This is a genomic window from Thalassospira lucentensis, from assembly GCF_001613805.1.
Classification (GTDB): Bacteria; Pseudomonadota; Alphaproteobacteria; order Rhodospirillales; family Thalassospiraceae; genus Thalassospira; species Thalassospira lucentensis_A.
In genome coordinates this window covers 1-25,265 of sequence record NZ_LPVY01000019.1, presented here as the reverse complement: position 1 = coordinate 25,265, position 25,265 = coordinate 1, and the positions used below count along the sequence as shown (strand labels likewise).

The following is a 25,265-nucleotide window of genomic DNA, read 5'->3' as shown; positions in this document are numbered from 1 at the left end:
ATGCATCAATCTCTAGTCCATTGCTCAATAATCAGAGAGATTTATCAGGGTGGTTACGGGCCAAATCCGAACTAGCTGTCCTTGGGAGAGAGCGAACATATGCCCAATAGGCGAGCTTGTTCACATAATGATCAATTGAATGATCTTCGACAGCAGCTCGGCCCATCGTAGCGATTGCGCGCTTTCCCCACCAAAACCAACGCAGGAGCTGCGGCGGATTGGAGCTAACAATTAGAGCAGGATAGACAACATTACCTGTATTTGACTCTATACTTTGAGGAGCACTATCCATATAGCGCATGTCTCCGTAGTGGCGGTAGCCCCTGAAGCGTTCCAAAAAGTCTGCAAATTTTGCTGTGTAAGGGATTATTGGTAAAGCGCGAAGCACAACAGTCGTGAAATCTACGAGAACAGCAGGAGGAACACGGGGAACAATGTCGGATGCGTTGACCACCCTGTAAACCGGAGGGCGTATGCTTTGACCAAATTGAAGATTACCGACGCGGGGACTACCAAAAGTATAGCACGCTGCAATTTTGTCGCTTGTTAAGCAGTAGGTTGCAACGATTGCAAGGGCACCACCCAAGCTATGGCCAGTAATGTAGACAGGCAGTGATTTGTTTTCTTCAGCATCCAGACAGGAAACAATGTCCTCTTTTATGTGGCGAAAAGCTTCCCAAAAACCGTTGTGAACTTTCACGGCAGGCCATAACTTTTGGGCTGCTGTCTTCTCTGAACTTTCTTCAATGAAGATACTTCCACCCGGACCACCCAAGCGCCCCAAAATCAGTGGAGTTGCGTGCAAATCAGATTTGAGGTCTTCCGGTTTTCTGGGTTCTGTGCCTCGAAAAACAAGTGCCAGAAATGGTGCTCGCCCTTCTGCTTTCAATTTTACAACGAAAGCCTGAGTGTCCGCCACAAATGGGATTCTCACTGAGAAAGTTTTGATGAGTTCGAATTGAAGTTCAGTGATTTGTTTCTTGAGAGCCTCTAGCTCGGAGGCTCGTTGGTCTGAGTTAGCAACCGAGGCCAGTATCTCCTTAAGCAAGTCAGCTCGGAACGTTACTGAAAGCTTCTTGGCCTTGTCCTGTTTCTTGCCGTCGTTTTCACCAGTAATAAGAGATAGAGCCGCATTCAAAGCAACATCAACTGGTGCAGCGTCTTCGAACCGTACATAGGCTAGTTTCGACAATATCGCCATTAACCAGGCGGTTCTGTCTGAATAGGCTGCTCGGTAGACAGGTGGCTCGAGCAAGTTTGGGTAAGGCACAATCCCATTCTGCTTCATCTTTGCATACCTTCTAGTTCCGACCGGATAAAAAGAGTCAAAAAAGTATGACCGACCGACATATGAGCTATCGCTCATATCCTTAATGATGTATATTGCATCGAAAGTCATTCAATTTTTAGAATAAATTTCGTAATAGGTTCCAGCTTTAGGCGAGAAGTCCTGCGCTGATACTCGCGCACAATTTGATACCGCAGTTTTCAATGGCTCAAAACCAGCTGTAGAACGGCGAAATCTGGGGAAAACCGACGAATGAAGAAGCACCTTAAATTTTTAGTGATTGTGGTTTTTCTTAATGGTTGTGCCGAAATTCCACCGGAAACTATGGAGCTCAGCGATACCGTTGGACGTGATCTCGGTACTTTGGAGGAAGCCAATCTTGCACTGGTCGACACTCTGTTTGAACGCATGGAACGGGACGTCGATCAGTTTATCGACACTCAATACCGGCCTGCCTATGTCAGGAAACTGGTAGAAGAGTTCGGGTTGGTCGATGAAATCAATCTCGCTTTATCGGAGCAACCAGACGCGGTTCTTATTGTTCTTGAAGAATTCGTCAGTGCTGCAGTGGAAGATGTTGACAATAAACGCAGCGAGTTGCTCGAGAAAATTCGCCAGCAACATAATGGAGTGCGCACAGAGGTTGAGAGGAGTTTCAATCAGGTCCGAACGGCACAATCCGTGATAGGTGCGCATCTTGCGTCTGTCATGAAGGTCCATGACATGCAGGATGATCTGCTTGAAAAAGCCGGTTTAGAGGATGCGCGTCACAAGATTGCGAGTGAAACTGCCGAGGTTTCTCGCAAGATCAGCCAATTAACTGACAAAGGTAGCGATTTTGAAGGGACCTGGGACGAAAAAGTCGCCGAGATGGATAAGTTAATCGCGCGTATTGAAGAAGAGTTGAAATAACCTGAAGGAAAAGACAAATGCCATATGATGTTGAAGCTATGCGCGCTCGTCTAAAGGCTGCGCGTAAACGTGCACGTGATGCTCTTGATGGTCAATTTTCAGCAATTTACTCGGAACTGCGCTCTCTAGACCCGGAGGAGATCAAGAACATTACTCCCGATGTGACAGATGAAGAGACCTACGAAGAACTCATTGAGCTCATTCAGGAAGCCACACAACAGAATCTCGACAATGCAGAGCTTGTTGATCGGATCAAGGATATGGGGACTGTCGCGATTGCGATTGCAGGCAAAGTTACCTCACTTTCAGGGCTGCCTGATTTCTCGCGGTTGATCCGATAAATCAGGTTTTAAAGCCTTAGTAATCTTCAGGTTTGTTCCCCAAGCGTAACTATTAAGTTCTTTCTTCTGCCAACCGATTTAAATTGATCCATTCGTGATCACGCTTTGCTTTGTAAAAATCAGGGAAGAAACCACAAATCCGAGTAAGAAACTCTTCAAGCATATAAGCGGACTTGCCTGATTTCATGATTCTAAAATAGTTTGGAATCCATATTCTTTAGAGAAATTGCACGATTTTGCGTGTGTTAAAAATTCAAAATCAGCCATATATGCTACCCACGAACATCTTGTTAGGAGAAAATGCAATGCTGTGGGAAAAAATATCGATATTCGCCTTCGGGGTTGTATTTATTTCTGTTTTATTGGCTGTTGCATTGTTTCTTCCAGAGCCAACTGATTTTCAATATACAATTATTCGCATTATATTGGCATTATCTGCTGCAGGAATTGCTGCATTAATCCCAGGGTTTATAGAGATTAAATACAAAAACATATGCAGAGCTGGAGGAGCTATGGCAGTTTTCCTCATCGTATATTTTAAATCTCCTGCATCTATTGTTACAAATGTACAACTTTCACCGACAGATCCTTTCAAAATTTTAGTTGTAAGAAATTCACCTCAACTTCAGATCGACACATTCACGTTTCCTATTTCAGATATTGAAAAGCGGAGTACACCAAAGGAATTTTTTGCGATCCTCTCTCAACTTCCTGCACCATCAATCGATCTCGAGAACTCTAAAGTATTCCGAGTTCGCGATGAGAAATTAATTACGGAAAGTACAGGAGGTCCTTTGGAGTCGAATAACGATGGGATTCTAATAGTTCCCAAGGCGGTATTGCAGGAATTTGAAAGCGATCACTTGGCATTCACATTCTTATTTAATGAAACTCATAAATAAATATTGCACGTCGCCCCACTCCATTCAGAAGATGATTCTCTCATTTATCAGAGCGACCATCATTGGATTATAGCAAAAAAGAATAATTTTTAATCATTATCCATACATAAAAAAGTATAATAATGATAAAATCAACACCAACCTCTCACACAAAGAAAACAGAGAATATATTTCTACAATGCTAAATTTTTATTTCTGAAATTTGAGTCACGACATCTTTCTAGAGGGAAGGTGCACTCTATAATCCCACTCTGGTCAGGATTAACTGAGAATTACCCTTGAGGGGCGTATTATTGGCCATCATCATCACCTAGATCGAGAGAGATTTCGAACAGCACAGGGTGATGATCCGAATAATATTGCCGAAAGGTATTGTGATCGTAGGGGTCTCCCGGAAAAGCCCCCAGCGTAGCATCCCAGTATGGCCGGGTAGCATTAATTAGATTGAGGACGGCAAAATTTGGAAGAAGCTCTGGAGAGTGTGCTGGGCGGTATAGAACATGATCGTAGGGCTTTGGGCCGTTGATATTTGTGTTTGTCGACAAACAGCTATCATTCAGCGAAATAAACCCCTCAGGAACCGCTGACGCAAGTTCTTCGCAGTCCTCGATATTCATGTCCCCGAGAATAATGAAGTCCTGTTCAGAGCTGTTTTGTGCGTTGATCCAGCTGGCAATGCTGTCGAGCTCATGCTTGCGACGACCGCTGTCGCGAGCACCAGGCATCAAATGCACCGAAATCAATACAAAATCAGGGCCATTCGGTGTTTTAAAGCCGGTTGCATAAGGGACGCGCTCATAATCAGGGTGATTGCTCCGATCTTCCGCCAGAAAACCACTCGGCAGTTCTGGATCAGGAGCCACCCGCTCAGGTTTGTAGAAAGTGATGAACCACTCTGTTCCTGTTCCGCCTGTGTGAATCCGATCGCCTGTTCCTGTGTCCTCTGGAGATAACACAAACGAAAACCCCTCTGCAGCCATAGCATCAGCGAACTCTTTGGCTTCGATATCTGCCTTATAAGAGGAGCCATCCGGATATGTGCCAGCGACTGGGGGCGCGACAAGTTCCTGAACCACCACCATGTCAAAGGGGGCGACGATTTTGGCCAATGCCACGTCGTCCCGCTTCTTGAATGAACCGAGAAACTGAATATTGAATGACGCAACGCTCAATGTTTCAGCGTGACTGATCGAGATATTGAGCAGTAGAGATAAAGAGAGAAGGCACGCTCCAACTAAGCATTTCATCTTCATATCCCCCAATGAAACGCAACCAAGAGATGTAGAATATCACACTATCTCGGCATGCGTTATTGGATAAGGATTGAAGCCGTGCCTAAAGCCCAAACCGTCAAATTAACGCGTTAAGATGTTGCGGTTGTTTTGTCGGCCTTGCGATCTGCGTAGTTTGACATTGATTTTAACAATTCGAAAAACCGATCACGCAACGCTTCATCCTCGATGCCGTAATAATATCGCACAAGCTCAAGCGTCTCACGCCGCTGCATAGGATCTTCGCGCGATATGATTGATTGAGTAATTGTTTTGCTGCGCTGGGCGATAGACTTTCCGACGAGATCAGGCGGAAGGTCATCATAGAAATAGCTGATCGGAACTTCGAGTGCTTCGGCGATATCGTATAACCGGGAGGCGCTGACCCGATTGGCGCCTCGCTCATACTTCTGAACCTGCTGAAAAGTGATACCGAGCAGTTTGGCAATTTGTGACTGCCCTAATCCCTTAAGCATGCGCAGTTCACGCAATCTTTTACCGACATGAAGATCAATCGGATGTGGTCCTGCGATCTTGGTTTTACGCCTTCCGTCACGCATCGTTTTGCGTGCGGTGCGAACATCTGGCTTTGTAACGGAAGACATTATTCGGTTGGTTCCGCAGGTGCTGTGAGAGCAAAATATGCATCAATTGTCATTATGAAACAAAAAGGAAACCGGGTCGATCATCGGTTTTCTCTCATGTATCGGCGTCGGTGTCTTCACCGGCCGGGTTCAATTACCAATCTGTTGAGATATCTCGAAATAAAGTGGCCTCAATTGGCCAGGTGCAAGGCCATATTTCTTGGGGAGTGGTTTGTTCCAATCCAGGGAGAATATGATGATGAACAAGCATCAGGAGTTGCGGACGCGCTTGATCAAGCTCGTCGAAGATTTTGAGATGGTCAAAACAGGCAACGAAGAATATCGCGAAACCTATCTCTATCTGAGTACGGCCAGCAAGGCATTCAGATCTTTGGATGACGTGGGCGCGGTCAGACCAGACAAGCGTTTATAACAATTTATTAGGTTAGGGCACGGGCATCTTCGGGGAATGGGGCATTGCTCCATTCCCATTTCTGATTCTGCAGAGCAAGTCAAAACGCTCCAGTATTAAGAGAAAAATTGGGAACCGCTTTCACCTTCGATTTGCGCAACTGGCGAATCTACTGTGTTTCAGACACACACGAATGGCTCATTCTTTCTTAGCTATTGACGGCCGCTTCATACAGCTCACCTCACCATATTTTTTACGAGACCAAATTATACTCAAATCGACCCATGAGATCATACAATCTGATTTATGTATTTTATGATTACTTCTTGTTAACCAAACTAGCTATAGCCGCCAATCCACAACACACCATAAGTTATTGTTTTTACATTAATTTTACATACAATCGTCGATAAAATAGACCACATCTATGTTTCACCTGGACAATGAGAACCTACATATGCTACCCATCAGACAAGGAATTACTGAGTAAAGAAAAAAATGTTAGAAAATCCCATCAAGCACGACACAACGCTTCCAGAAGCTTCGGGTGAGTTAAAGACCTCATACCGAAAACGCGTCTATTCAATGATCGATCTGTTCGCAGGATGCGGGGGCCTCTCTCTCGGCTTCGAAAAAGCTCAATTCACTCCAGTGTTTGTGAATGAACTTGATAAGGATGCTCTGGGCACCTACTTGCTGAATCGCCATCACGAGCTAGGCGGTGAGGACTTTGCAGAAAACTCCGCACTTAGGTGTCGCGACGCACACGAGCTAAAAGGTCGTCGTTTAGACCAACTCGTATCTGACCTTTCCAATATCCCTGAAATAGATTTTCGTTTCGACAAAAATGCCACCTCCGAAAGCGGGCAAGGCAGCACTCTTGATGTTCTTACTGGCGGCCCTCCTTGCCAAGGATACTCGGGAATTGGCATACGTCGGTCTTACGCTGTGGATCGTAAGGAAATTCCCTCAAATCGTCTTTATGGTCGCATGGCAGAAATCATTCGACGGGTTCGCCCCAGAATGTTCCTATTTGAGAATGTCAGGGGTTTATTGGTCGCCAAGTGGACACGTGACGGCTCAGAACTTATTTGGCCCGATGTGAAAGCCGAATTTAGGAAAATCCCCGGCTATGAAGTTCGCTGGTCACTCGTCTATGCCAAGGATTATGGGGTACCTCAATATAGACCAAGAGTGCTTCTCGTCGGAATTCGCAAGGATATTCTCGAGGCATGTGATTTCCTTAAACCAGACATCGATCCAGAAGACGCCATCGCTTGCGGCTTTTTACCTGCCGCCCAGAAAGGTACGTTCCCTCACTTAGCAGACCTACTTGGCGATCTTGTCGACCCCGAGGTTGCTAAAACTCTTAGGTCAAGCACATTCAAATCAGGAAAGTTTGAAACAACTGATTACCCTCACAAACCTCAAACATCTATTCAAGAAGAACTCCGCAGCCCCCCGAAATGGGACTTGAGCCGCCGCGTAACGTTAACCGAGCAGGAATACAGCAAGCATAAGTGGGAAGTTGTCGACAAATTCGACCACATGCTCAAGAATGAAGGCGAGATTCCTGATAAATACAAAACTCGGAAGTTCTCCCAGCGCGTTCTCAAGCCCTACTGGGGCAATGGGGAACCCAATATCACAGCCACTTCTCTACCCGATGACTATGTTCATTATAGCCAACCGCGCGTTCTTACGGTGCGAGAATGGGCTCGCTTACAGCTCTTTCCGGACTGGTATCGCTTCGCTGGAAAACGCACTACCGGAGGCATCCGCCGCGCCGGCAATCCGCTCGAGGGAAACTTCGACCGTGAAGTGCCGAAATACACACAAATTGGCAATGCCGTTCCGGTGGGTCTCGCAGAGAAGGTAGGTAGCCATTTCAGAATGATATTAGACAAGGCGCTCGGTAACGATGCTTGAGAAGAGTGATACGAGCCTAAGCGAAACTCTAAAGACCTTTAACAGTTTCAATCTGGATGTCGGATTGCTTGTTCCGACCGATACCGGAATGAAGAAATCCATCATGGATGCCACAGCGACAGTCCGTGAATACTTCATCGACACGGGCCTTCATGATTACGATAAACAAGCTCAGGGGCCGGATGCCAAGGTAACGAAGAAGGCGTTTTTCGTTTGGGCCGACCGTCTAGAAGAAACAACCGCCTCTCTTTACCGTCCCGTGACAAAGAAGGGCGATCCGCGTTTATGGTTTGGCCGTCTTGGTAAGTACTCGGCCCCATTCAATCTGCTTGCACTCATAGTGCGCGATGATGCGATCTACATCGTCAATTGCAGCCGAGCTGATATTCTCGCCTCTGCAGCTAATCCGGCGACACCACTTGGTTCGCTTGCTGCAAGTGCGCGTCCCGATGCAGACCCTGTTGTAGCCGAACTCTTAGACATGATCCGCGATGTTTCTGCGCGAGGCTTCATCCCGACGATGCGCTCAGGTGACACCGGGATCGGAATGACCCTCGAAACCCTTCTCGGTATTGCGGCAAACACAAGCAAAGCACCTGACTACAAGGGAATTGAGATCAAGGCCAAACGGCTCCGGAAAGGCAGAGCCAACCGGATCACACTCTTCTCGCAAGTGCCCGATTGGAAACTCAGCCCCATCGGATCAGCTTGGAACCTTCTTTCGACCTATGGTTACGAGCGTAACGGCAAGCTTCGCCTAAACCATGAAATGAATGCGACCAGTCCGAACTCAATCGGATTCATGCTCGAAATGGATGCAGCTAAGGACTGGCTAAAGCAGAACCACTGTGATGCTGCTACCTCTGTAACAAAACACGTCACCACATGGGAAATGGATAAGCTTAGGGCTCGCCTAAGCGAAAAGCACCCTCAGACTTTTTGGGTTAGTGCAAAGGTTCGCGGTGCCGGTGCAACAGAGGAATTTCATTACATTCAGGTCGAACATACAAAGGAGCCAAAAGTGCGAAATTTTGACGCTCTGATTGAAGGAGGCATCATTTCTGTAGACTACCTCATGTCACAAAAGGGCCCGAACCGCGTCCGCGATCACGGCTATCTTTTTAAGATGAACCCTTCCGATTTTGGCGCGCTTTTTCCACCATCCGAGGTCCATCTTCTCGTCTGAAGCAGGCGCGCGCAGAGCCCCCCTTATCGCTCACCTGAGTTACTTATATCACTCAGGTGAGCTTGTTGTTAGCTTTGCCCGCTTAATCAGCTTATGGGCAGAACTACCTCTTCCCCTCCATGAATATCTTCAGCATTTCCGTATTCGAGTATAGCTGCTCCATGCTGACATTAATGCATGCAGTCCAAAAAGTCGTACCGTTGCTCGGATCGGTCTCTCCAGCTTCCCATTTCTTCCCATCACGATCCAAGGTACCGATATCAATTCCGCCAACTAGGAACGCTGTTTTGAAACGACGAATATCTTCGTCTCCAAAAGAAGGATCGCGCAGCAATGAAATAAAATAATAGAAATCAGGCCTTTGGTGTTCGTGGTTATATAGCGGAACTGAATTATCATAGAAAATTTTCGGCTTTACTGTCCGATCCTTGGTCTTCAGATCCAGCGTAATACCGTTACCCACGATGTAGTCTAGATCTGTGTTTTCACGTCGATCTTCGAACGGGATGTTATTGCGAGAAAGGAAACTCTCGAACACCACCTCACCGATACTTCCTACAATGTTCGCCTGCAACTGGCGATGCGACCCCTCAAAAACGGGTAAGGATTCTGCCCTAGCAAGGGCTGCATCCAACATTTCCTCGTCCAAAGGGACTTCTCGATAAGTTGCTGTCATATACCAATCCTACTCTGCTTTGTTTGTAAAATATAACTGACGCAATCGTTCTGAATCCGAGAAAAGATACCAGTCAAGTCTCGAGTATTTTCTTGAATGTCACAGAACCACAAATGAAGCGGCACGATATATAATCCGTCGCCTTCTGTCATAGCGGCCCGCCCACAACATTAGCCAAGCTTGCAGACGAATCCCAGCCTTCAAGACTGTAAAATCTGGCGTCGTCAACCTTCTTAATAGACACAGTTTCTAAGAAGCATCCAAGATTGTTTCCTTACACATTGCACCTGCGAGTGAGTAATTGCCCCAAACCGATTACACAGCTTGATACGATGTCTACTGTTTTCGTTGAGCATGGCACCGCCATGCGAATAAGCAGGAAGCCCGTCCGGGCTGTTTGGTGGGCCCACCAAACCTATCCTGCCCCCACCACGACAGGTAAAAGTTGTGCCATCTCATGCACTATCATGCAATCTTTTGCATTTTCGTGCAATCTTATGCACTCTCATGCATTCTTATGCAATGCACTGTTATCACTACATTTTTTGAGAAACCTATTCTTACGAAAAGATGCGCTTTTACCCTTGCGCATTAGTCCTCCCGTCGAGTAATCAAAAGAATCCCGATGCTCTTCTACAACCAGAGCGGAATACGCATCATCGACAGGCAAGGGGCTGAAATGAGCGAAATCATTACCTTTAACTTCGATAACGTCGATTTTCGTGCCATCGAAATTGATGGCCAGATCTGGGCGGTAGGGACAGATGTCTGTAAAGCACTTGGCTATCGGGATGCGGAAAACGGTTTGCGAAACCTCGATGATGATGAAAAGGGTACACACATTGTGAGGACGGCTGGCGGTGATCAGAATTTGCTGATCATTAATGAAAGCGGTCTTTATTCACTGATCCTTCGAAGCAGAAAGCCTGAAGCAAAGCGTTTCAAAAAGTGGGTAACATCCGAGGTCCTGCCATCCATCCGGAAAACCGGCGCATATCATCATGCTGAGACGACACCGCCAGCCCAAGGCACAGACCAACAAGAACTGATAGAAGCACTTCGCGACAAAATCAGCCTGCTCGAAGAAAACCGTTCGCTGGTTAAAGGTCGAATGACCCACGACAAGTTCCAAGGCGTTGCCCGCCAGCTTTTCGAAAGAACCGATTTCGATGACGAAACCATTGCCGAGATCCTTGCTCCAGGTATCGGCACCTTCATGCCGGAATGGGTCAGTTGGCAGAGACGACGGCATTGAGCCCTTTCTAACCTCCTTCCTACCTAAACCGTCTTGTTCACCCATCATAAGAATATAACCAGAATACGAGGCTTCCTTGAGAGCTGGAATTTACGCCCGTCACTCGACCGACAAACAGGGGACGAGCTCCGAAGATCAGATCCACCGCTGTCAGGAATTCTGCCGTTTCAAGGGATATGATGTCGTTAAGGTCTATCGGGACGAGGCAATGTCCGGAGCGCACATCGAAAATCGCCCCGGCATCAATGCCTTGTTAATCGGTGCGCTTGATGGTCGGTTTGATGTTGTCATCGCAGAAGATCTAAGCCGCATCAGCCGTGATCAAGCTGACACAGCCAATTTCTTTAAAAAAATGATATTTCTCGGCGTCCCGGTCGAAACTGTCAGCGAGGGGCTGATCAACGAGCTGCATATCGGCTTTAAAAGCACCCTGAATGCGCTTTATCTCCGGGATCTGGCCGATAAAACACATCGGGGTGTTGTTGCCGCGGTTCTTCGTGGTGGCGTACCTGGCGGCAAACTCTATGGCTATGATCTGGTCCACGCACTTGATGAATCAGGTGAACCGATACGCGGCAAACGAACAATCAACCCACAGCAAGCCGCAATCGTGCGCGAGATTTTTGCCGCATATGACTCTGGCCAGAAGCTCAAACATATCTGTGAAGATCTGAACCGGCGCGGTATTGAAGCACCAAATGGCGGCAAATGGGCCCCAACCACGCTTGTCGGTTCTTTTGTCCGCCAGACCGGTCTGCTGCGTCAGACGCTTTATAACGGCACGATAACCTTCAACAAGATGCAGTATCGCAAACACCCGGAAACCGGCAGACGTGTCTCGATCATGCGCCCGGAAAGCGAATGGGTAACGGTGCCGGTCCCCGAACTGGCCATTATCGAGGAAAACTTGTTTGCCAGCGTGCAGCATTCACTTGATCAACGTTCAGCTCGACAGCGTGAGCGCAAACTCGCCCCGAAAGTCATGACCGAGGAGGAAAAGCGTGAAATCTCGATCAATCGGTCACGGGAATGGCGGCGAAGTCAAGCCATCACAAGCAAACGCGCGAATGCGGTCTTTGGCGGCAAGCTCTATTGCGGCAAGCATGACGAGCCGATTGTTGCGACCTATGCCCGGCACTATTCCTGCAAATCGAAAGGCTGCCCGAACCGGAGCCTCAATTATGACCAGATTAGCGCGTTCGTGATCAAAGCAATCAGCACGCTTGATCAGGACATGATCAAGGCACATTTCGACAATGCAGACATGGTAAAGAGGCGGTCCAAACTTGAAGGCGAGATCAAGCGACTGAGAAAAGAGCTTGGGGATATACGCACAGGCCTAAACAAGGTAATTGATGCTCTGGGGCCCGATGCTAGATCTCACGAAATCCGTGCATTTTTCGATGACAAGTCAGAACAGATCCATCGCACGAAACTCGATATTTCCCAATGTGAACGGCAACTGGCCGCCACATCACTCCCGAAAAGCATCGACCGTATTCTTGCTCGACACAACAAACTGATTGCCAAATTACGGGTCTGGTCCCGCGATCCGGAAGCGGTGATCCCGCTTCGGCAAATCATCAACAGACTGACCATTCACGCCACCTGGGATGAGATCGAGGAACGCTGGGATCGAAGATGCGAGGTGACGTTTGACTTTGCAGCGATCATCGCTGCCGACAAGCGACTTTCTTCCTGACTGTATAAGATTGCACCCGGCAGAATTCTGCCGGTTCATCACATGGACATTCTGACCTGAGCCCCAACGTTGCTCTGGGACCCAACGTTGGGGCTCAGAGCACTTTTATCACGGTGACGGGTTGGGGGCATCACCGGAATTTGCCAACTTTCCTATTATCCTCAAATTATTAGCTAGTTGCTCATTTACTTCAGAAACAGGACACTTCCAAACTTCCCCCAAAAAACTAACAGTTTCTTCGACCGCCCAAGGGAAAACTGCAGCACCCCGTATTTCAACAAATGGGCCATCTGACTCTGTTAGCAACCTTGATCTCGGCATAGATTTAATGAGCTCTTTTCCTTTTGCGCTTCGCAACATACCGGGGCCCACGCTAAACCAGCATCCAAAATCACTAGCCATCTTTAGTTCAGCTTTACTACCTGAAAACCAATGTAATACTGGCGTCCCAGCGTCTGGGAACTTTTTCAACTCCAACAACACATCGTTTGCCGCCCTACGGCTATGGAGAGACATTACTCGTCCTCCTGCCTTGCCACACATATCAAGTATCTTGCGAAAGACGCGCAACTGGTCAGGGTGGTGTTTTTTACTCTCAGGTCCTCCATCAAGCCCGATCTCGCCAATGTAGCGGACGTTATCGATCAGGCTCTCAAATAACTGGAGTTCAATTTTCCGTTCTTGAACAATTTGTGGATGCAATCCCAAAGCAGTTTGAATGCGGGGGCACGTTTGCGTAAGCTTAGCTGTTCCCCGCCACGCAGAAGGGGTCGTGGTGACAGAAAGAACATGTATTCCTCGACGTACGCATTCATCAATCACTCTTTTGGGGTCTGGATAAAGGTCGAGATGACAATGAAAATCTATCACTTCACACCGAAGGTCTTATGTAATTCAGATAGCTCACCTAACCCACGCTCGATTAGAGCTTGGACTTTTTCCAAATCTCTCATCTCTGGATAGGAGAGAGCTGCACCTAGCCAACTATCGAAACCATCATTTTCGACTTCAGCTAGCGCCATTGCCACGGCCCTAACATCATCAAAATTCGCATGTTCAGCATCATTTCTGGCCAAGTTTGCGTACACATAGTTCGTTTTGTCAGTGTAATTCGCCTTAAGAAAGGACGCTCGACGGATTTGGCAGGGAATACATCGCCCACAATGGGTATATTTAAACACTCTGTATCTACCACAGCTTACTGACCTAGAGGCGAGAGCCTCCAACATTTTTTGGTCCTTGCAAGAACTCATCATCTCGCCCTTGGTCGAAAACTCATATGGGTTTTCGATTTTCACTTTCACCCCTGCATCAACCAGCAAATTCCGAATTCTATTTAGGAACTCTGGGTGAGCGGTTCTTGTGCTCAAACTACCAATTCTTGTTCCTGTTAATGGAGGATTTATGGCTATAAACCCGTTCTCACACAAGAATAGAGGCACCTCTTCACCGTCCCGATATCTCCCCAAAGCAGTTGCCACAAGAATCCCAAACGCTAAAAATATTATAGATCTAGCGCGTTGAGATTGTTCACGCTTCCAAGGTGGCGTCGCATTGTGGTTTAGAGCGATATGACTAAGACCTTCTCCAATTGCTTGTGCAAAAGCGTCTTGGTTGTCCCCATCCCCCCTTACAACATTACTAACCGCGTAAAGTTTATGACCCTGTTTCGCCAAATCAATAGCGCCGATTAAACTATCTAATCCGCCCGAAAGCAGCACAACGGCATCTTCATTTGGTCGCACACTTTTGCGTGGTGGCGCGGGTTGAATCCCCCCTGACACAAAACTGAACTCCCAAAGGTCAGTTGTCAAAAAACTCAAAGCGCTCGATAGATCTTTTGATTTTGAGTTCCAAAACTCTGGGTCACCGACCGAAATTTGTAGCGAGAAAGTTCGCGTCCATCCGTCTGGGCTCTCTGACCGCAATCCAGCAGCATCCGCGGTCACCACCGACAACGCTATTGACAAAAAGTCCCACGCTTTCGGGGCTGCCACCAACCCCGCCTTCAGTATTTCTCGCTTTGCAGCCTCGCCCGCACTAGCATAATTAGGTTCCTTTGCCTGCCCATAAAGTGTCACATTCAGCGCATTTTCAACATAAGGAACAGTATCGTTTGGTGCACAAACCAACTTCATTATTCCCCCCCCTCGAAAACCTCATAAGTCGCTTGCAAAGCGTCTTTCACTACATTTACGATCTTGCCTGAAGTCAGCGAGTGCCCGTCATTTTTAAGCTTACGAAATGATGCAGCTACTACTTGCTTTACATAATCACGAGCCTGCTTAAGCAATTTTAGAGCGCTTGAAGCACTTGACGCCTTCTCTCGTATTGTTTTCCCTACATCTAAATCGAACCGTCGAAAAACATCAAAGGCGGTAAATCGCTCGATAGCGAATGATCTCTGATCGTCTGTTAAGTCAAGCAGGTCGGCTTCTGGGTAGTTTACCAGCAGCTCGCTTAATGCATCTCTTATTGAAGCCCTCTCCGCTTCAGCATCTTGAGTGCCGTCAACGGGTCTAACAGTTTCCACCAGCGCATCCATAATTTCGCTAGCAGTTCGTCCGCTTAGTAGTTTTGGATCAAGTGGGCTTCCAGCGCTTGTAATAGTACTTCCAGCAGCAAGTCCCGAGAGCACACCGCCGAGTGCAGCTGCAGTTTTCGCAGTACCGTTCATACGTGCCGCAGCCCCTTTTGAGCCACCGTATCCGGTCTTTGCGTAGTGATGTAAACTGCGTTTAAGATCTTTTTGGTCTCCGCCACCCTCCGCATATTTTTTCAAATTGCGGTTTGCACCTGTCCAACGATGGGGCGGCGCAATCTTCTCAGGCGGTTTATTCTCAGTGCCCTGCGATTCATCATCAGGTTTATCATCTGGCTGAGCACCATCATCAGGCGATGCAGCTTCATCATCCGGCAAATCATCTGCCCATGGCGGCACCATAGGCACGCCTTTTCCGGGCCCCGGGTTCGATTGTGAGGTCCCCATATTATTTCCCCTGTTGTTTGATAGCCTTTTTGACTGGTCCACTCACATTTGACGAAGACCATGAATCGAAAAGATCTCTAGACCACGGCATTCCGCTAAGTTTAGGAACAATATCTGGCTGTATCTGTGCGTGAGGACGGTCTTTCAGAAACGCGAGCAACCGTCCCCCTTGAACTGGATCTGCTTCCGATAAAGCCAAGCAAGCCTCAAGAATGCCAGGAACGCCCCACGATTGTTCCTGACGGGCCTTATCAAGCAATCGATCCATCATTATTGACATATCAACCCTAGGAATTTCTGTGAGCCGGTCTTTCATTGACGAAGCCATTTCAGGCGTTGTTAGCAACCCTTCGAGAAGATCTGCCGCGTCTGAGGACAATCTATCTTCCGGCGAAACAAATGGTGCATGTTCCCTGCCTACGTACAATGCACCACGTAGATCAAGGTTAGATAGAGCCGGTGGCAACCTCAGCCATTCCTCAACGAAAGGATCGTCCCAAGGAGCTTCCAGATCCAATTGTTTCCCGGCAGCAGCGTTCTGCTCCCAATCAGCAAGGAAGCTAACTTTTCCTCCATCACCTCGACCTGCTTCGGAGATCAATGAAGCATAAGCTTTTGAGTCCCCGAGACGCTCAAATAATAGTAACTTTGCAAGCACCGCTTCATCCACTCCGACACCTTGCGCCTTTGCTATTGTCATGCGGATAAATAGTGCATTCAAAAACCGTTTGATAAGGCGAGGATTTCCCGAAATCCCGCTTGCTCTCGCCATCAGAGGAGCTAGCCGCTCAGCTGTATCGAGGCGACTAATTAGTTCGCTAGGAAAGTCTTTTCCTAACGTCTCCAAGAATGCGCGATCTACCCGCTCGCCTTTCCATGACAAACTGAGCTGTCGAATTACCGCCTCTCGGATCTCTTCTTTATCTTTTGCATCCAAGTTACTATTCTCAACAAACAATAGAAGCAAATAAGATCGAACTTCTTGCACACCGAGCGCAGGAACTTGAATCGGGATTTGAATTAACTTGTCGAAGTAATTTGTTACCAAGACATTATCATTTACACCTTCAAAGTGTTTGCGTACCGCATGCTTAATCATTTCCGTATCTGCTGCGATCACAAATGCAGTTCTCTCAAGAAACAAAAATAATCGAATTGCTTCCAAAGTTGATATCGTTGTATCCGGCAAACAGCGGTCAAGATCATCGATAAGAACAACAAGCGTTACACCAAGCTCTTCAAGAATTTGTTCAAAATTGTCACGTAAAGCCTGAATTTCTTTTGGCGGGGAAACAGCTTCCTGAGGAGCCAACATGTCATTTGTAGCCGCTTGAAGCGCAGTAACCGTTCGAGTGGCTTCATTAACTACATCTTGTGTTACTCCGTCCGCAGCCACTCCCTTCGCTAAATTGATAGCATCACCAACCAAGCCCAATGGAGGTAACCCAAACGCCATAGCCGCTCCGCCGGCGGCGATTTTCGCAACTCTAAACCAGCGAACACGCTTAACCAGCTCAGCAACCCTGTCGGTTGCTGTTGTTCTTTTCTCAGCCTCTTCCGACAATTTGGACGCAATCACATCCATTAAGGCCGCTCTAGCATCGTCGTAACCTTGGTAAAGCCAAGCATTGAATTCAACGATAACGAATTCTTGCGAAGCAGGGGCCTGTGATCGTTTTGCAAGTGAACTTCTAATAAGCTGGATCATTGAGGATTTCCCCACTCCCCAAGCTCCAGAAACGCCAATTGAGATCGGTCGCCCAGCCGCTTGAACTATAATTTCCGCGACAGTTTCGGAGACGCCTGAAAAATTTAAGAAGTCTCGGCTAGTTTCGTTGTCTGCCCACATAAACCCCTCCCCATCGGTTCCACTCGGCACCTTACGATTGCTGAGCACCACCAATAGTAGCACCTAACCAAAACATGCACACCTACACGTAATGACAGGGTAATTGCTATGATGCTTCAACCGCTCGCTTCCACAATGCTTCCAGACGCAAAAATGCCTTAGCCAATTTTTCAGCTAAAGCATTTATATTATTGGTTTCTCGGGTAGGATTTGAACCGATGACCTCCAGGCTATCGGCCTGACGAGCTACCGGGCTGCGCCATCAGATGACATGAAGAACTTCAACAGTGCCATCATCATTGATGGAGACCAGTTCACATCGGCCATCCGGCCATTTGCGGACAATACTGCCTTCATGTGCAGGTTCGCAGTAAAATATCGGTCGTCCAGCCTCCAAATGGGCTTGGGCTGCGCGACCGTCATCATTGGCAAGCTGCTTTTCAAACTCCAGCCACAGCTTGCGGCTATCCGCCCCGCTAGCATTTGTCACCTGCTCGAATGTGATTTCCAGCATGAGATTTCCTTGCTTCACATCACCTGTATGTTTTTAAGACATACGTTCTTATACACCATCGACACTTCTTGAAAAAACGCAATATCGAACCCATCGAATTGTCGCGGTCTTTTTCACTAATTCAAGCCTTTGTCAGAGCAATTCTCTGCTGTCAGCGAGCGATCTCGCATTCTATGAAGTGCCGCTATGCTTGCGAACCGAACGTGAAATTAATCAAGAAATGGGCATCTACTCTAGTGCAGCAAGTGGCTTTCTTGCTTGCCATAGTGCGATAGAGTAGCATGCGATAAATATTTGAGGAAATTGAGACACCAAGGGGCCACAGTGACCGATAAGCTAAAAATCAACCTCCAGCATTGCTATGGAATTGGAAAGCTAGAGGCAGAGCTGGAGTTTAAGCATAAGGGCTACGCAATTTACGCTCCTAACGGCGTTATGAAGACTTCGTTCGCCAAAACAATGATGGACATATCGGAGGGAAAGAAACCCAGTGACCTTCACTTTCCTGATCGCGAACCCACATTTGAAATCACCTTGAACGACGAAATGCTCAAACGAGACGAAATTTTCGTTGTTAAATCTTACGATGATAAGTTTGCTTCAAATCAAGTGTCCACACTTCTCGCGAATGCCGAACTCCGGAAAAAATACGAAGAAATTCATCGGTCAATAGGTGAAGCAAAGAAGGCATTGGATAAAGTTCTGAAACACGTTTCCGGTTTTGGTGAGAAATCTCGTGAGAACATAGATCCGATTATCGAAGAATTGTTTGGTGGAGACTACTACGAAGCCCTAACTTCTATTGAGGAAGAGTTACGAGAAACTCAACCCTCGGAGCTTTCGAACGCAGATTACAAAATTCTCTATGATCCTAAAGTTCAGCAGTTTCTTTCCAGCGAAGATGTTGCGGAAGCGGTCGAAGAATTCGCAAAAAAGTACGATGAGATAACTGAAAAATCTCCAATTCTTAGGAGAAATTTTCAGTATCACAACATCTCCCAGATCCAACAAAATCTTGCCGCAAACAACTTCTTCAGCGCAGGACACAAAATCAGTCTTGCGGATAAAAACAATGACGACATGGAAGATGTTTCATCAGACCAAAATCTTCTCGAACGCATTACGGAAGAAAAACTTCGAATCCTGAGCAATGAAGAGGTGGGCAAGCGGTTTGATACATTCAACTCTAAACTGAAGAACAAAGAACTGCAGGCTTTTCGAGACTATATCACAGAAAACAAACATATTTTGCCTAGGCTTCACTCTCCTGAAGAACTCAAGCGTGATCTTTGGGTACAGTACCTTCTGCGTGCTACTGACGAATATCAGGCCCTAATTAAAGAATATAAAGCAGGCCAAAGTGAACTAGCCCAAATCATATCTGACGCTGAGCGTAGCAGAGGTGATTGGGACTCAGTGGTGGAAGACTTCAACCGTCGTTTTTTGTACCTGCCATTTGAGCTTACCGTACAGAATAAGGCAGATGCTATTCTAAAGGGCAGCGCTCCGTCTATCGGTTTCCTAATCCGAGATTCAGGAGAAGAAAGATTGTATGCTCCATCGGAAAAACAAGACCTACTTCGCGCTCTCAGCACAGGAGAAGGTCGGGCACTCTACATCTTGGATATCATGTATGAGGTTTATGTGCGATGGAAAGACCGTATCAAAACACTTTTCGTTTTTGACGATATTTCCGACTCGTTTGACTACAAGAACAAATTTGCGATCATCGACTTTTTGGAAGATGTCACCAAGTCAGAAGACAACAGTTTCTTGGCGATAGTTCTAACGCATAACTTTGATTTTCTGCGAACGATCGCTAGTAGACAAATTTGCCCTGCACACCAGTGTCGGCTGGCCTTCCGATCCGATAGCGGGATTAGCCTAGAGCAGTTCTCACGGACTGACATCCAAAGCCCATTTCTCAAATGGCAAGGAAGACTGTCAGAACCGTCAGTGTTGACCGCATACATTCCTTTCTTGCGAAATGTAATTGAATACTCAGTGGGCACCAAAAACGCTGCCGGAAACGACAACGAGGACTACCTGCAACTCACAAGGATGCTCCACTTCAAAGACGAGACTGAAACTCTTACTCTTCGCGACTACAAGACCGTGTTCGAACAAAATGTGCCACATGGCACATTCCCCGAAGTCAATTTGGATCAACCCATTCTAGAACACATATTTGCTAGTGCCGATGCGTGCGAGACCGTAGATGAAGGCATCAATCTCGAGCACAAAATAGCGCTTTCAATCGCAATCAGGGCTTGGGCTGAACGATATATGGTTACACACATTCGCTCCACGGAACCAGAGTACGATATCGCAAAGAAGCAGACTGGCGAGTTGTTCCAGAAATTCAAGGACTTGTTTAACAACCAAACAGACAGGATCGGGCTTCTTCGTCGTGTCAATCTAATCACGCCTGCAAACATACACATTAACGCCTTTATGTATGAGCCCATTCTCGACATGGGTATGGGAGAACTTGTCTCGTTGTATCAAGATGTAAAGAACGCCTTGAGATAAAGACATTTAACTACTCTGGGAACATTATCCGTTTTCAGCACAGATCTATTGTAAGATGCGGAATAGCAGTATGCAGGACTGCGTTTGCAGACCAAGGTTTTCTAAACTCTGTAGTTCCTTTCGCAACTAATAAATTGAGGTCGTCCAAGAGGCGGCCTCAATGATCTTAGCCGCTTTAAGCACATTCTGAATCATTACCTGAGGTACCCGCATCGTACTTTGCCATACTTGGCAGAACGTTTTGCGCACAATCTAACCAGCGACAAGTCGACACAATCGCGATATTCCGTTGCCTTGAGCTTCAGATCAATCTCGTGGATTTCCCGGATCACGCATTCCGGCCATGGCCATTCCAGACCGGCCAAAAGCGTAAACCGTCGCCGGATCGGCAAGACGATCTCACTTTCAAAACGCTGCCAGACACCAAGCGCACGCATGGTGTTCTTGACCGGAGTGGTGATATGATATCACCGGTATCAAACTCCTCGATGTCGTGGATCAGGGCATAACCGACAGCCGCGGGGGACGCCAGATCGCAAGCCTGCACGCAGTGCTGGGCAACGATAACATCACAGGCTCCGTTCCAGCGTCGAATGCGGGACAAGCCAGCCGCCTGATGACGAAACACCTCAAGCCGGACTTCAAACGGCACAGGAAAATGATCAGAGGACATCATCAGCTCACGCATGACACAGCTCCGATCTGCAAGCCCCGGCGCTCGGCAACAGGCTCAATGATGGCCATTGCAGCAAGCATGGTGAGTCGATTGTTGCAACCTATGCCCGACACTACTCGTGCAAAACGAAAGGCTGCCCGAACCGGAGCCTTAATTATGACGAGGTTATCGCCCTCGTCATTGAAGCCATCAGCACGCTTGATCGAAATATGATCATGACACATTTCGACAATTCAGACATGATCAAGAGGCGGTCCAAGCTTGAAGGCGAGATCAAACGACTGAGAGAAGAACTTGAGGCTATACGCACTGGTCTGAACAAGGTGATTGATGCTCTGGGGCCAGATGCCCGATCTCATGAAATCCGCGCATTCTTCGATGACAAGTCAGAACAGATCCATCGCACGAAACTCGAGATTTCCCGACATGAGCGGGAACTGGCCGATACATCTATCCCAAAAAGCATTGGCCGCATCCTCGCTCGCCACAACAAGCTGATTGCCAAATTACGGGTCTGGTCCCGAGATCCAGAAGCGGTGATCCCTCTTCGCCAAATCCTTGACAGGTTTACCATTCATGCCGCTTGGGATGATACCGAGGAATGCTGGAAGCGATCATGCGAAGTGACGTTTGACTTTGCGGCGATCATCGCTGCTGACAAATGACTTGCTTCCTAACTGCTTCAAAATTGCACCCGGCAGAGTTCTGCCGTTTCATCACATGGACATTCTTCGGTCGATCTTACGGAATACACGCGGAGTAGCTGCCTTGAGCCAGAAACCCAGTTGACTTGCGAATTTCGCTTATGCCCTTTCACACGGCATAAAAGCAACTTGCTGCCCTGGCTCGAAATATCGAAGATGCAATCCCTATCAGCCACACCAATGAAGTGGGGGAAGCATTGCAAGACCTCGTGGACAACAGCGGTTTACATCATCAGAGGATATATGGTGCCCTCCCGCTGCTACACGCTGCGCGATTCAAGCAATTGACAACGACGGATCATGCAATCCGACGTAAACACAATTTTTACCGCCCCATTCGATCTGGCAGCCTTGACCAGTTACAGCTCGCATTGCCCGGAAAGGGGCGTCTAGGAGTGCCTGATCAGGTGATTGCTGCGCAAGAAGTTACCTGACTATATCATCCTGTTCGGAAGATACCTTTTTCACGTCAACGCGCGTTGATAGAAGCCAAAGCTGTAGTATTCTGAATAGTTTTTCCAGCACAGGAAGAAAAAATTCGTCTCATAGGTTTCCTCCTTTGTGGTGGCAACTGCCGATCCGGCGAAATCCGTCAGTTCATGACACTTTCCCCGCAAAAATATTAACATTTTTATTTTATAAATAATAATATAAACTCGCCATCTTTTCTATTTCCATGTCAACCTGTAAGTATTTTTCAAATTCCGACTACATAACCAACATGATTATTGTACGTATCGAACCACAAAGCGTTACTCTCATCCACAAGAACAAAATGCCCAACTCTTTGTTTGCTCCATGCAAATAAAGGAAAAGAACGAGGCAAATTTAACCCGGAATTATCAACCGCGAACCCCATAATCTCCTTTTGTGAATTGTACCACAGGAAAACTTTCGATTTAGTTCGGACTAAAAATCCAATTTTAATGAAATTTTTGTTGTAAACGAATGGACCGCGCACACTGGTGTTGCGTGAAGGGTCAATCAAGTAGTTCCGTCTTGGATCGACTGAATAGTTTTTATTAGGGTCAATCTGCCAGTTACGGTGAGGGTCAATCTGCCAATTACGGTGAGGGTCTACTTGCCAATTGCGGCTCGGATCAATCTGCCAATTGCGGCTCGGATCAATCTGCCAGTTGCGGCGAGGGTCAATCTGCCAGTTCCGACTAGGGTCGACCTGCCAACTAGAAAATAATTTTTCAGCGTTATGGTGACCATCCCCATCTGACTGAGGACTTGACCCAGATAATGCTGTAGATAGATCAGCCACATCTATCACCAAAAAGATGTCGTCGCCTTTATCTTTGTCGATAATGCCGAAAAGACCTGCACTACCTTTTTTTAGAAATATCAGCCCCCCATCAAATTCGCTGAAACCATTTTCTTTCGCATCGTTAACCAATTGATCAAGATTTCTTGCCTCAATATTTGATATTAATTTTCCTAGATCAAACGTGACCTGCCCTGGCATTTCGGTGAGTTTTTGGGTTACGTTTGGATGCAAAAGACACTTCATTCAAGCGTCTCCTTAAATTCAGACACGGCTTTCTCGTAGTCGGAGGTATCGCCTTCACGAATTTTCTTTCGCGCTCGTTCTGCCAACTCCGGCAGACATTGACTTCTTAAGTAAGCCAGGCAGTACTCTTCGTTTGTGAAGTTGGAGATATCGTTTTCTTGCTCAACTGTATGGGTAGCATGCCAGTAGAGGATCCAAGACATCCCGACCAACGGCCAAAATGCGTAAGTCTTATAAAACGTCTTCCAAGCAATCCCTGCTGGTGTGCTGATTTCACTTACGAATAGCCCTGTGAGAACAGCAGTAAGAATGGCGGTACACACGGTGAACGCCGCTCGATATCTGGGAGTGTGAACGAGATTCCATCTTATGCGTTTTAGCATTTTGTACATTTTGATACTTGAGCTGATCTACTATGCACAAGGCGGATGTTTTGGACAAGCAAGAGTATCAGGCGCTCGTGTAAGGCTTCCTGAGCCAATAAACTCTCGAGCTTCTCGGCATCGAAGCCAAACCTTTCTTCAACTCATTATTAATAACTTTGTCCACTGGGATATCGAGTTGACGTGAAATAAGCTGAGGCGATTCACGCCGCCTGATGACGAAAGACCTCAAGCCGGACTTCAAACGGCACAGGAAAATGATCAGAGGACACCATCAGCTCACGTATGACACATCTCCGATCCCCAAGCCCCGACGAGCTGCAACGGTTTCAATGACCGGCATCAAATGATGGCGCGCCATGTCCTGAACGCAGCGGTTCCGGGCTTTTAAGTCAATTGTACTGCCCGTCAGGACCGCGCGGATCTGCGACAGCCAGAGACGCGGATTGCGACAACCGGGAATATCGGCCTGCGCCACAACCCGGCTTATCTCTCGCCATTCCGGCGGGTCGGAGGGATCGCAAAGATCAGGAATAGCATCCGCCTTCTCCTGCCCGGCGCATTCAGCAACCAGCCCATCAAGAATATCCAGCACACCAAGACGTGAAGGCCTTTTTTCCCGTCGTTTAACATCATCCAATGCGAGACGGACGCTATCAAACCCGGCACGTTCAATGGCCCGACTCACGCGCAAACAGGCATTGGCCAACGTCCAGGGCTCGGCACAAAGGTGCTGCCACTCTCTTGCCAGAATCAGACATTGATCATCGACAGAAGGCAGGATGACAGCCCCCGTGCCGCTTGTGGCATGGGCCTGTTCCCTCTCATCCATGTTATCATCTTTATCCGTGTTCTTATTGGAACCGGCACCCGGTGCCGGTTTAATACCGGAATCAGATTCCGGTTTGATGGAACCAGATTCCGGTTTGCCTCCCAGCCCGACCAGCTGATAGGCGTTGCGATTGCGCAACCGTCCGGCACACCGTACCAGACGCCGGATCAGACCAAGCTGTTCAAGACGTTTAAGAGCTTGTCGCACCTTGCGCTCTGATAACCCTGCTTCGCAGGCGATGGTTTCAATTTTGGGAAAGCAGTCCTGAGTTCGGTCATTGACGTGCGATGCCAGAACCACGGCAACGCAGATCTCCGAAGTACTGAGATCCTCGTGACCAAATATCTCATTCTGCACCCATTGCCAGCGGGCAACGGCAGATGTTCCAGCAGGTGCGGACTGTGCTGCACCCTTGCGGATGTCGGCGTATGTATGAAGGGATGTCATGCTTGGTATCGGCGGAGTTTTGCTTTCTCATTTGCACTTGACAAAGCGATCCCGTTACCTAAACTGGTTCTCAGATTTGCAAGCTGAGGCAGTTTAAGCCTTCTCAAGAACCCGCTGCGCCAACAGCGGGTTTTTTGCTGTCTAAATTCTTGAAAAGTCAGGAAAAAATAAAACTCGGAACTGCCGTCTCCTCTTTTTGAGGAGTGTCCCCGAACTTTTTCTCTTGTTTCGCGAATCCGTCGAGTCTATATCTCAAAACTCGACGGATCGGAAAGAGTGGTTGCGGGGGCAGGATTTGAACCTACGACCTTCAGGTTATGAGCCTGACGAGCTACCGGGCTGCTCCACCCCGCGTCAGGGTGTAA

Annotated in this window: 23 protein-coding genes and 1 tRNA gene; 10 read left to right on the top strand and 14 right to left on the bottom strand. The window is 47.5% G+C overall.

Translation table 11 applies throughout. From position 1 onward, the window contains the following. Positions 1-31 precede the first annotated feature (31 nt). Complete coding sequence (locus AUP42_RS14375) at positions 32-1,399, bottom strand: lipase family protein (protein WP_062952301.1); 1,368 nt, start codon at positions 1,397-1,399, stop codon at positions 32-34. A gap of 141 nt (positions 1,400-1,540) precedes the next feature. Between AUP42_RS14375 and AUP42_RS14370 the strand changes: the two genes are divergently transcribed. From AUP42_RS14370 to AUP42_RS14360, 3 genes are all read left to right on the top strand, one after another. Beyond that, a complete protein-coding gene (locus AUP42_RS14370; RefSeq protein WP_062952300.1) occupies positions 1,541-2,200 on the top strand; it encodes a hypothetical protein in 660 nt (219 codons plus the stop codon). A gap of 17 nt (positions 2,201-2,217) precedes the next feature. After that, positions 2,218-2,541 carry a hypothetical protein gene (locus tag AUP42_RS14365; protein ID WP_062952299.1) on the top strand — a complete coding sequence of 108 codons (324 nt, stop codon included), beginning with the start codon at positions 2,218-2,220 and terminating at the stop codon, positions 2,539-2,541. A 305-nt stretch (positions 2,542-2,846) separates the two neighbouring features. Then, positions 2,847-3,443 (top strand): hypothetical protein, encoded by a 597-nt coding sequence (locus AUP42_RS14360; protein WP_062952298.1) that lies wholly within the window; start codon positions 2,847-2,849, stop codon positions 3,441-3,443. Between the two features lie 290 nt (positions 3,444-3,733). Here the strand turns inward: AUP42_RS14360 and AUP42_RS14355 are convergent, their stop codons facing one another. Continuing rightward, complete coding sequence (locus AUP42_RS14355) at positions 3,734-4,690, bottom strand: hypothetical protein (RefSeq protein WP_062952297.1); 957 nt, start codon at positions 4,688-4,690, stop codon at positions 3,734-3,736. Positions 4,691-4,806: 116 nt separating this feature from the next. Further along, complete coding sequence (locus AUP42_RS14350; protein WP_231858300.1) at positions 4,807-5,205, bottom strand: helix-turn-helix domain-containing protein; 399 nt, start codon at positions 5,203-5,205, stop codon at positions 4,807-4,809. Positions 5,206-5,551: 346 nt separating this feature from the next. Here AUP42_RS14350 and AUP42_RS21405 point away from each other — a divergent pair, with 346 nt between their 5' ends. The 3 genes from AUP42_RS21405 (at position 5,552) to AUP42_RS14340 (ending at position 8,825) form a co-directional block, all read left to right on the top strand. After that, positions 5,552-5,731: a hypothetical protein gene (locus AUP42_RS21405; RefSeq protein WP_114120819.1), complete on the top strand. Its 180-nt coding sequence runs from the start codon at positions 5,552-5,554 to the stop codon at positions 5,729-5,731. A gap of 477 nt (positions 5,732-6,208) precedes the next feature. After that, positions 6,209-7,639 (top strand): DNA cytosine methyltransferase, encoded by a 1,431-nt coding sequence (locus AUP42_RS14345; RefSeq protein ID WP_082824786.1) that lies wholly within the window; start codon positions 6,209-6,211, stop codon positions 7,637-7,639. Further along, positions 7,632-8,825 carry an MvaI/BcnI family restriction endonuclease gene (locus AUP42_RS14340; RefSeq protein ID WP_062952296.1) on the top strand — a complete coding sequence of 398 codons (1,194 nt, stop codon included), beginning with the start codon at positions 7,632-7,634 and terminating at the stop codon, positions 8,823-8,825. The genes AUP42_RS14345 and AUP42_RS14340 overlap by 8 nt, the downstream gene beginning before the upstream one ends. A 103-nt stretch (positions 8,826-8,928) precedes the next feature. Here the strand turns inward: AUP42_RS14340 and AUP42_RS14335 are convergent, their stop codons facing one another. After that, the gene (locus AUP42_RS14335) at positions 8,929-9,501 is read right to left on the bottom strand and encodes a hypothetical protein (protein ID WP_062952295.1); all 573 of its coding nucleotides are present in this window, start codon (positions 9,499-9,501) and stop codon (positions 8,929-8,931) included. A gap of 625 nt (positions 9,502-10,126) precedes the next feature. Here AUP42_RS14335 and AUP42_RS14330 point away from each other — a divergent pair. Together AUP42_RS14330 and AUP42_RS14325 are read left to right on the top strand one after the other, a co-directional pair. Further along, complete coding sequence (locus tag AUP42_RS14330; RefSeq protein WP_197468292.1) at positions 10,127-10,756, top strand: Bro-N domain-containing protein; 630 nt, start codon at positions 10,127-10,129, stop codon at positions 10,754-10,756. 76 nt (positions 10,757-10,832) lie between these two features. Continuing rightward, entirely contained in the window at positions 10,833-12,458 is a 1,626-nt protein-coding gene (locus AUP42_RS14325) for a recombinase family protein (protein WP_082824785.1), read from the top strand. Positions 12,459-12,566: 108 nt separating this feature from the next. On the opposite strand, the gene qatD is transcribed toward AUP42_RS14325, so the two are convergent. The 5 genes from qatD to AUP42_RS14300 all read right to left on the bottom strand — a co-directional run bounded on the left by qatD (position 12,567) and on the right by AUP42_RS14300 (position 17,810). After that, entirely contained in the window at positions 12,567-13,328 is a 762-nt protein-coding gene (qatD, locus tag AUP42_RS14320) for a Qat anti-phage system TatD family nuclease QatD (protein ID WP_062952292.1), read from the bottom strand. Further along, on the bottom strand, positions 13,325-14,596 hold the full coding sequence (qatC, locus tag AUP42_RS14315) for a Qat anti-phage system QueC-like protein QatC (RefSeq protein WP_062952291.1): 1,272 nt from the start codon (positions 14,594-14,596) through the stop codon (positions 13,325-13,327). The genes qatD and qatC overlap by 4 nt, the downstream gene beginning before the upstream one ends. Further along, positions 14,596-15,402, bottom strand: coding sequence for a Qat anti-phage system associated protein QatB (qatB, locus tag AUP42_RS14310; RefSeq protein ID WP_331710665.1), 807 nt, complete (start codon positions 15,400-15,402; stop codon positions 14,596-14,598). The genes qatC and qatB overlap by 1 nt, the downstream gene beginning before the upstream one ends. A 46-nt stretch (positions 15,403-15,448) precedes the next feature. Then, complete coding sequence (locus tag AUP42_RS14305; RefSeq protein WP_062952289.1) at positions 15,449-17,296, bottom strand: KAP family P-loop NTPase fold protein; 1,848 nt, start codon at positions 17,294-17,296, stop codon at positions 15,449-15,451. A gap of 262 nt (positions 17,297-17,558) precedes the next feature. Then, positions 17,559-17,810, bottom strand: coding sequence for a hypothetical protein (locus AUP42_RS14300; protein WP_062952288.1), 252 nt, complete (start codon positions 17,808-17,810; stop codon positions 17,559-17,561). A gap of 324 nt (positions 17,811-18,134) precedes the next feature. Here AUP42_RS14300 and AUP42_RS14295 point away from each other — a divergent pair, with 324 nt between their 5' ends. After that, the gene (locus AUP42_RS14295) at positions 18,135-20,342 is read left to right on the top strand and encodes a hypothetical protein (protein WP_062952287.1); all 2,208 of its coding nucleotides are present in this window, start codon (positions 18,135-18,137) and stop codon (positions 20,340-20,342) included. A 194-nt stretch (positions 20,343-20,536) separates the two neighbouring features. Here AUP42_RS14295 and AUP42_RS14290 read toward each other — a convergent pair whose 3' ends face one another. After that, a complete protein-coding gene (locus tag AUP42_RS14290; RefSeq protein ID WP_062952286.1) occupies positions 20,537-20,779 on the bottom strand; it encodes a hypothetical protein in 243 nt (80 codons plus the stop codon). Positions 20,780-21,233: 454 nt separating this feature from the next. Between AUP42_RS14290 and AUP42_RS14285 the strand changes: the two genes are divergently transcribed. Further along, entirely contained in the window at positions 21,234-21,683 is a 450-nt protein-coding gene (locus AUP42_RS14285; protein WP_156484628.1) for a hypothetical protein, read from the top strand. Between the two features lie 736 nt (positions 21,684-22,419). On the opposite strand, the gene AUP42_RS14280 is transcribed toward AUP42_RS14285, so the two are convergent. The 4 genes from AUP42_RS14280 to AUP42_RS14265 all read right to left on the bottom strand — a co-directional run bounded on the left by AUP42_RS14280 (position 22,420) and on the right by AUP42_RS14265 (position 25,254). Next, the gene (locus AUP42_RS14280) at positions 22,420-23,238 is read right to left on the bottom strand and encodes a hypothetical protein (protein WP_062952284.1); all 819 of its coding nucleotides are present in this window, start codon (positions 23,236-23,238) and stop codon (positions 22,420-22,422) included. After that, positions 23,235-23,561 carry a hypothetical protein gene (locus tag AUP42_RS14275; RefSeq protein ID WP_156484627.1) on the bottom strand — a complete coding sequence of 109 codons (327 nt, stop codon included), beginning with the start codon at positions 23,559-23,561 and terminating at the stop codon, positions 23,235-23,237. Before AUP42_RS14275 ends, AUP42_RS14280 begins: the two co-directional genes overlap by 4 nt. A gap of 334 nt (positions 23,562-23,895) precedes the next feature. Beyond that, the gene (locus AUP42_RS14270) at positions 23,896-24,900 is read right to left on the bottom strand and encodes a helix-turn-helix domain-containing protein (RefSeq protein WP_062952282.1); all 1,005 of its coding nucleotides are present in this window, start codon (positions 24,898-24,900) and stop codon (positions 23,896-23,898) included. Between the two features lie 277 nt (positions 24,901-25,177). After that, positions 25,178-25,254, bottom strand: a tRNA-Met gene (locus tag AUP42_RS14265). Between the last annotated feature and the right edge of the window lie 11 nt (positions 25,255-25,265).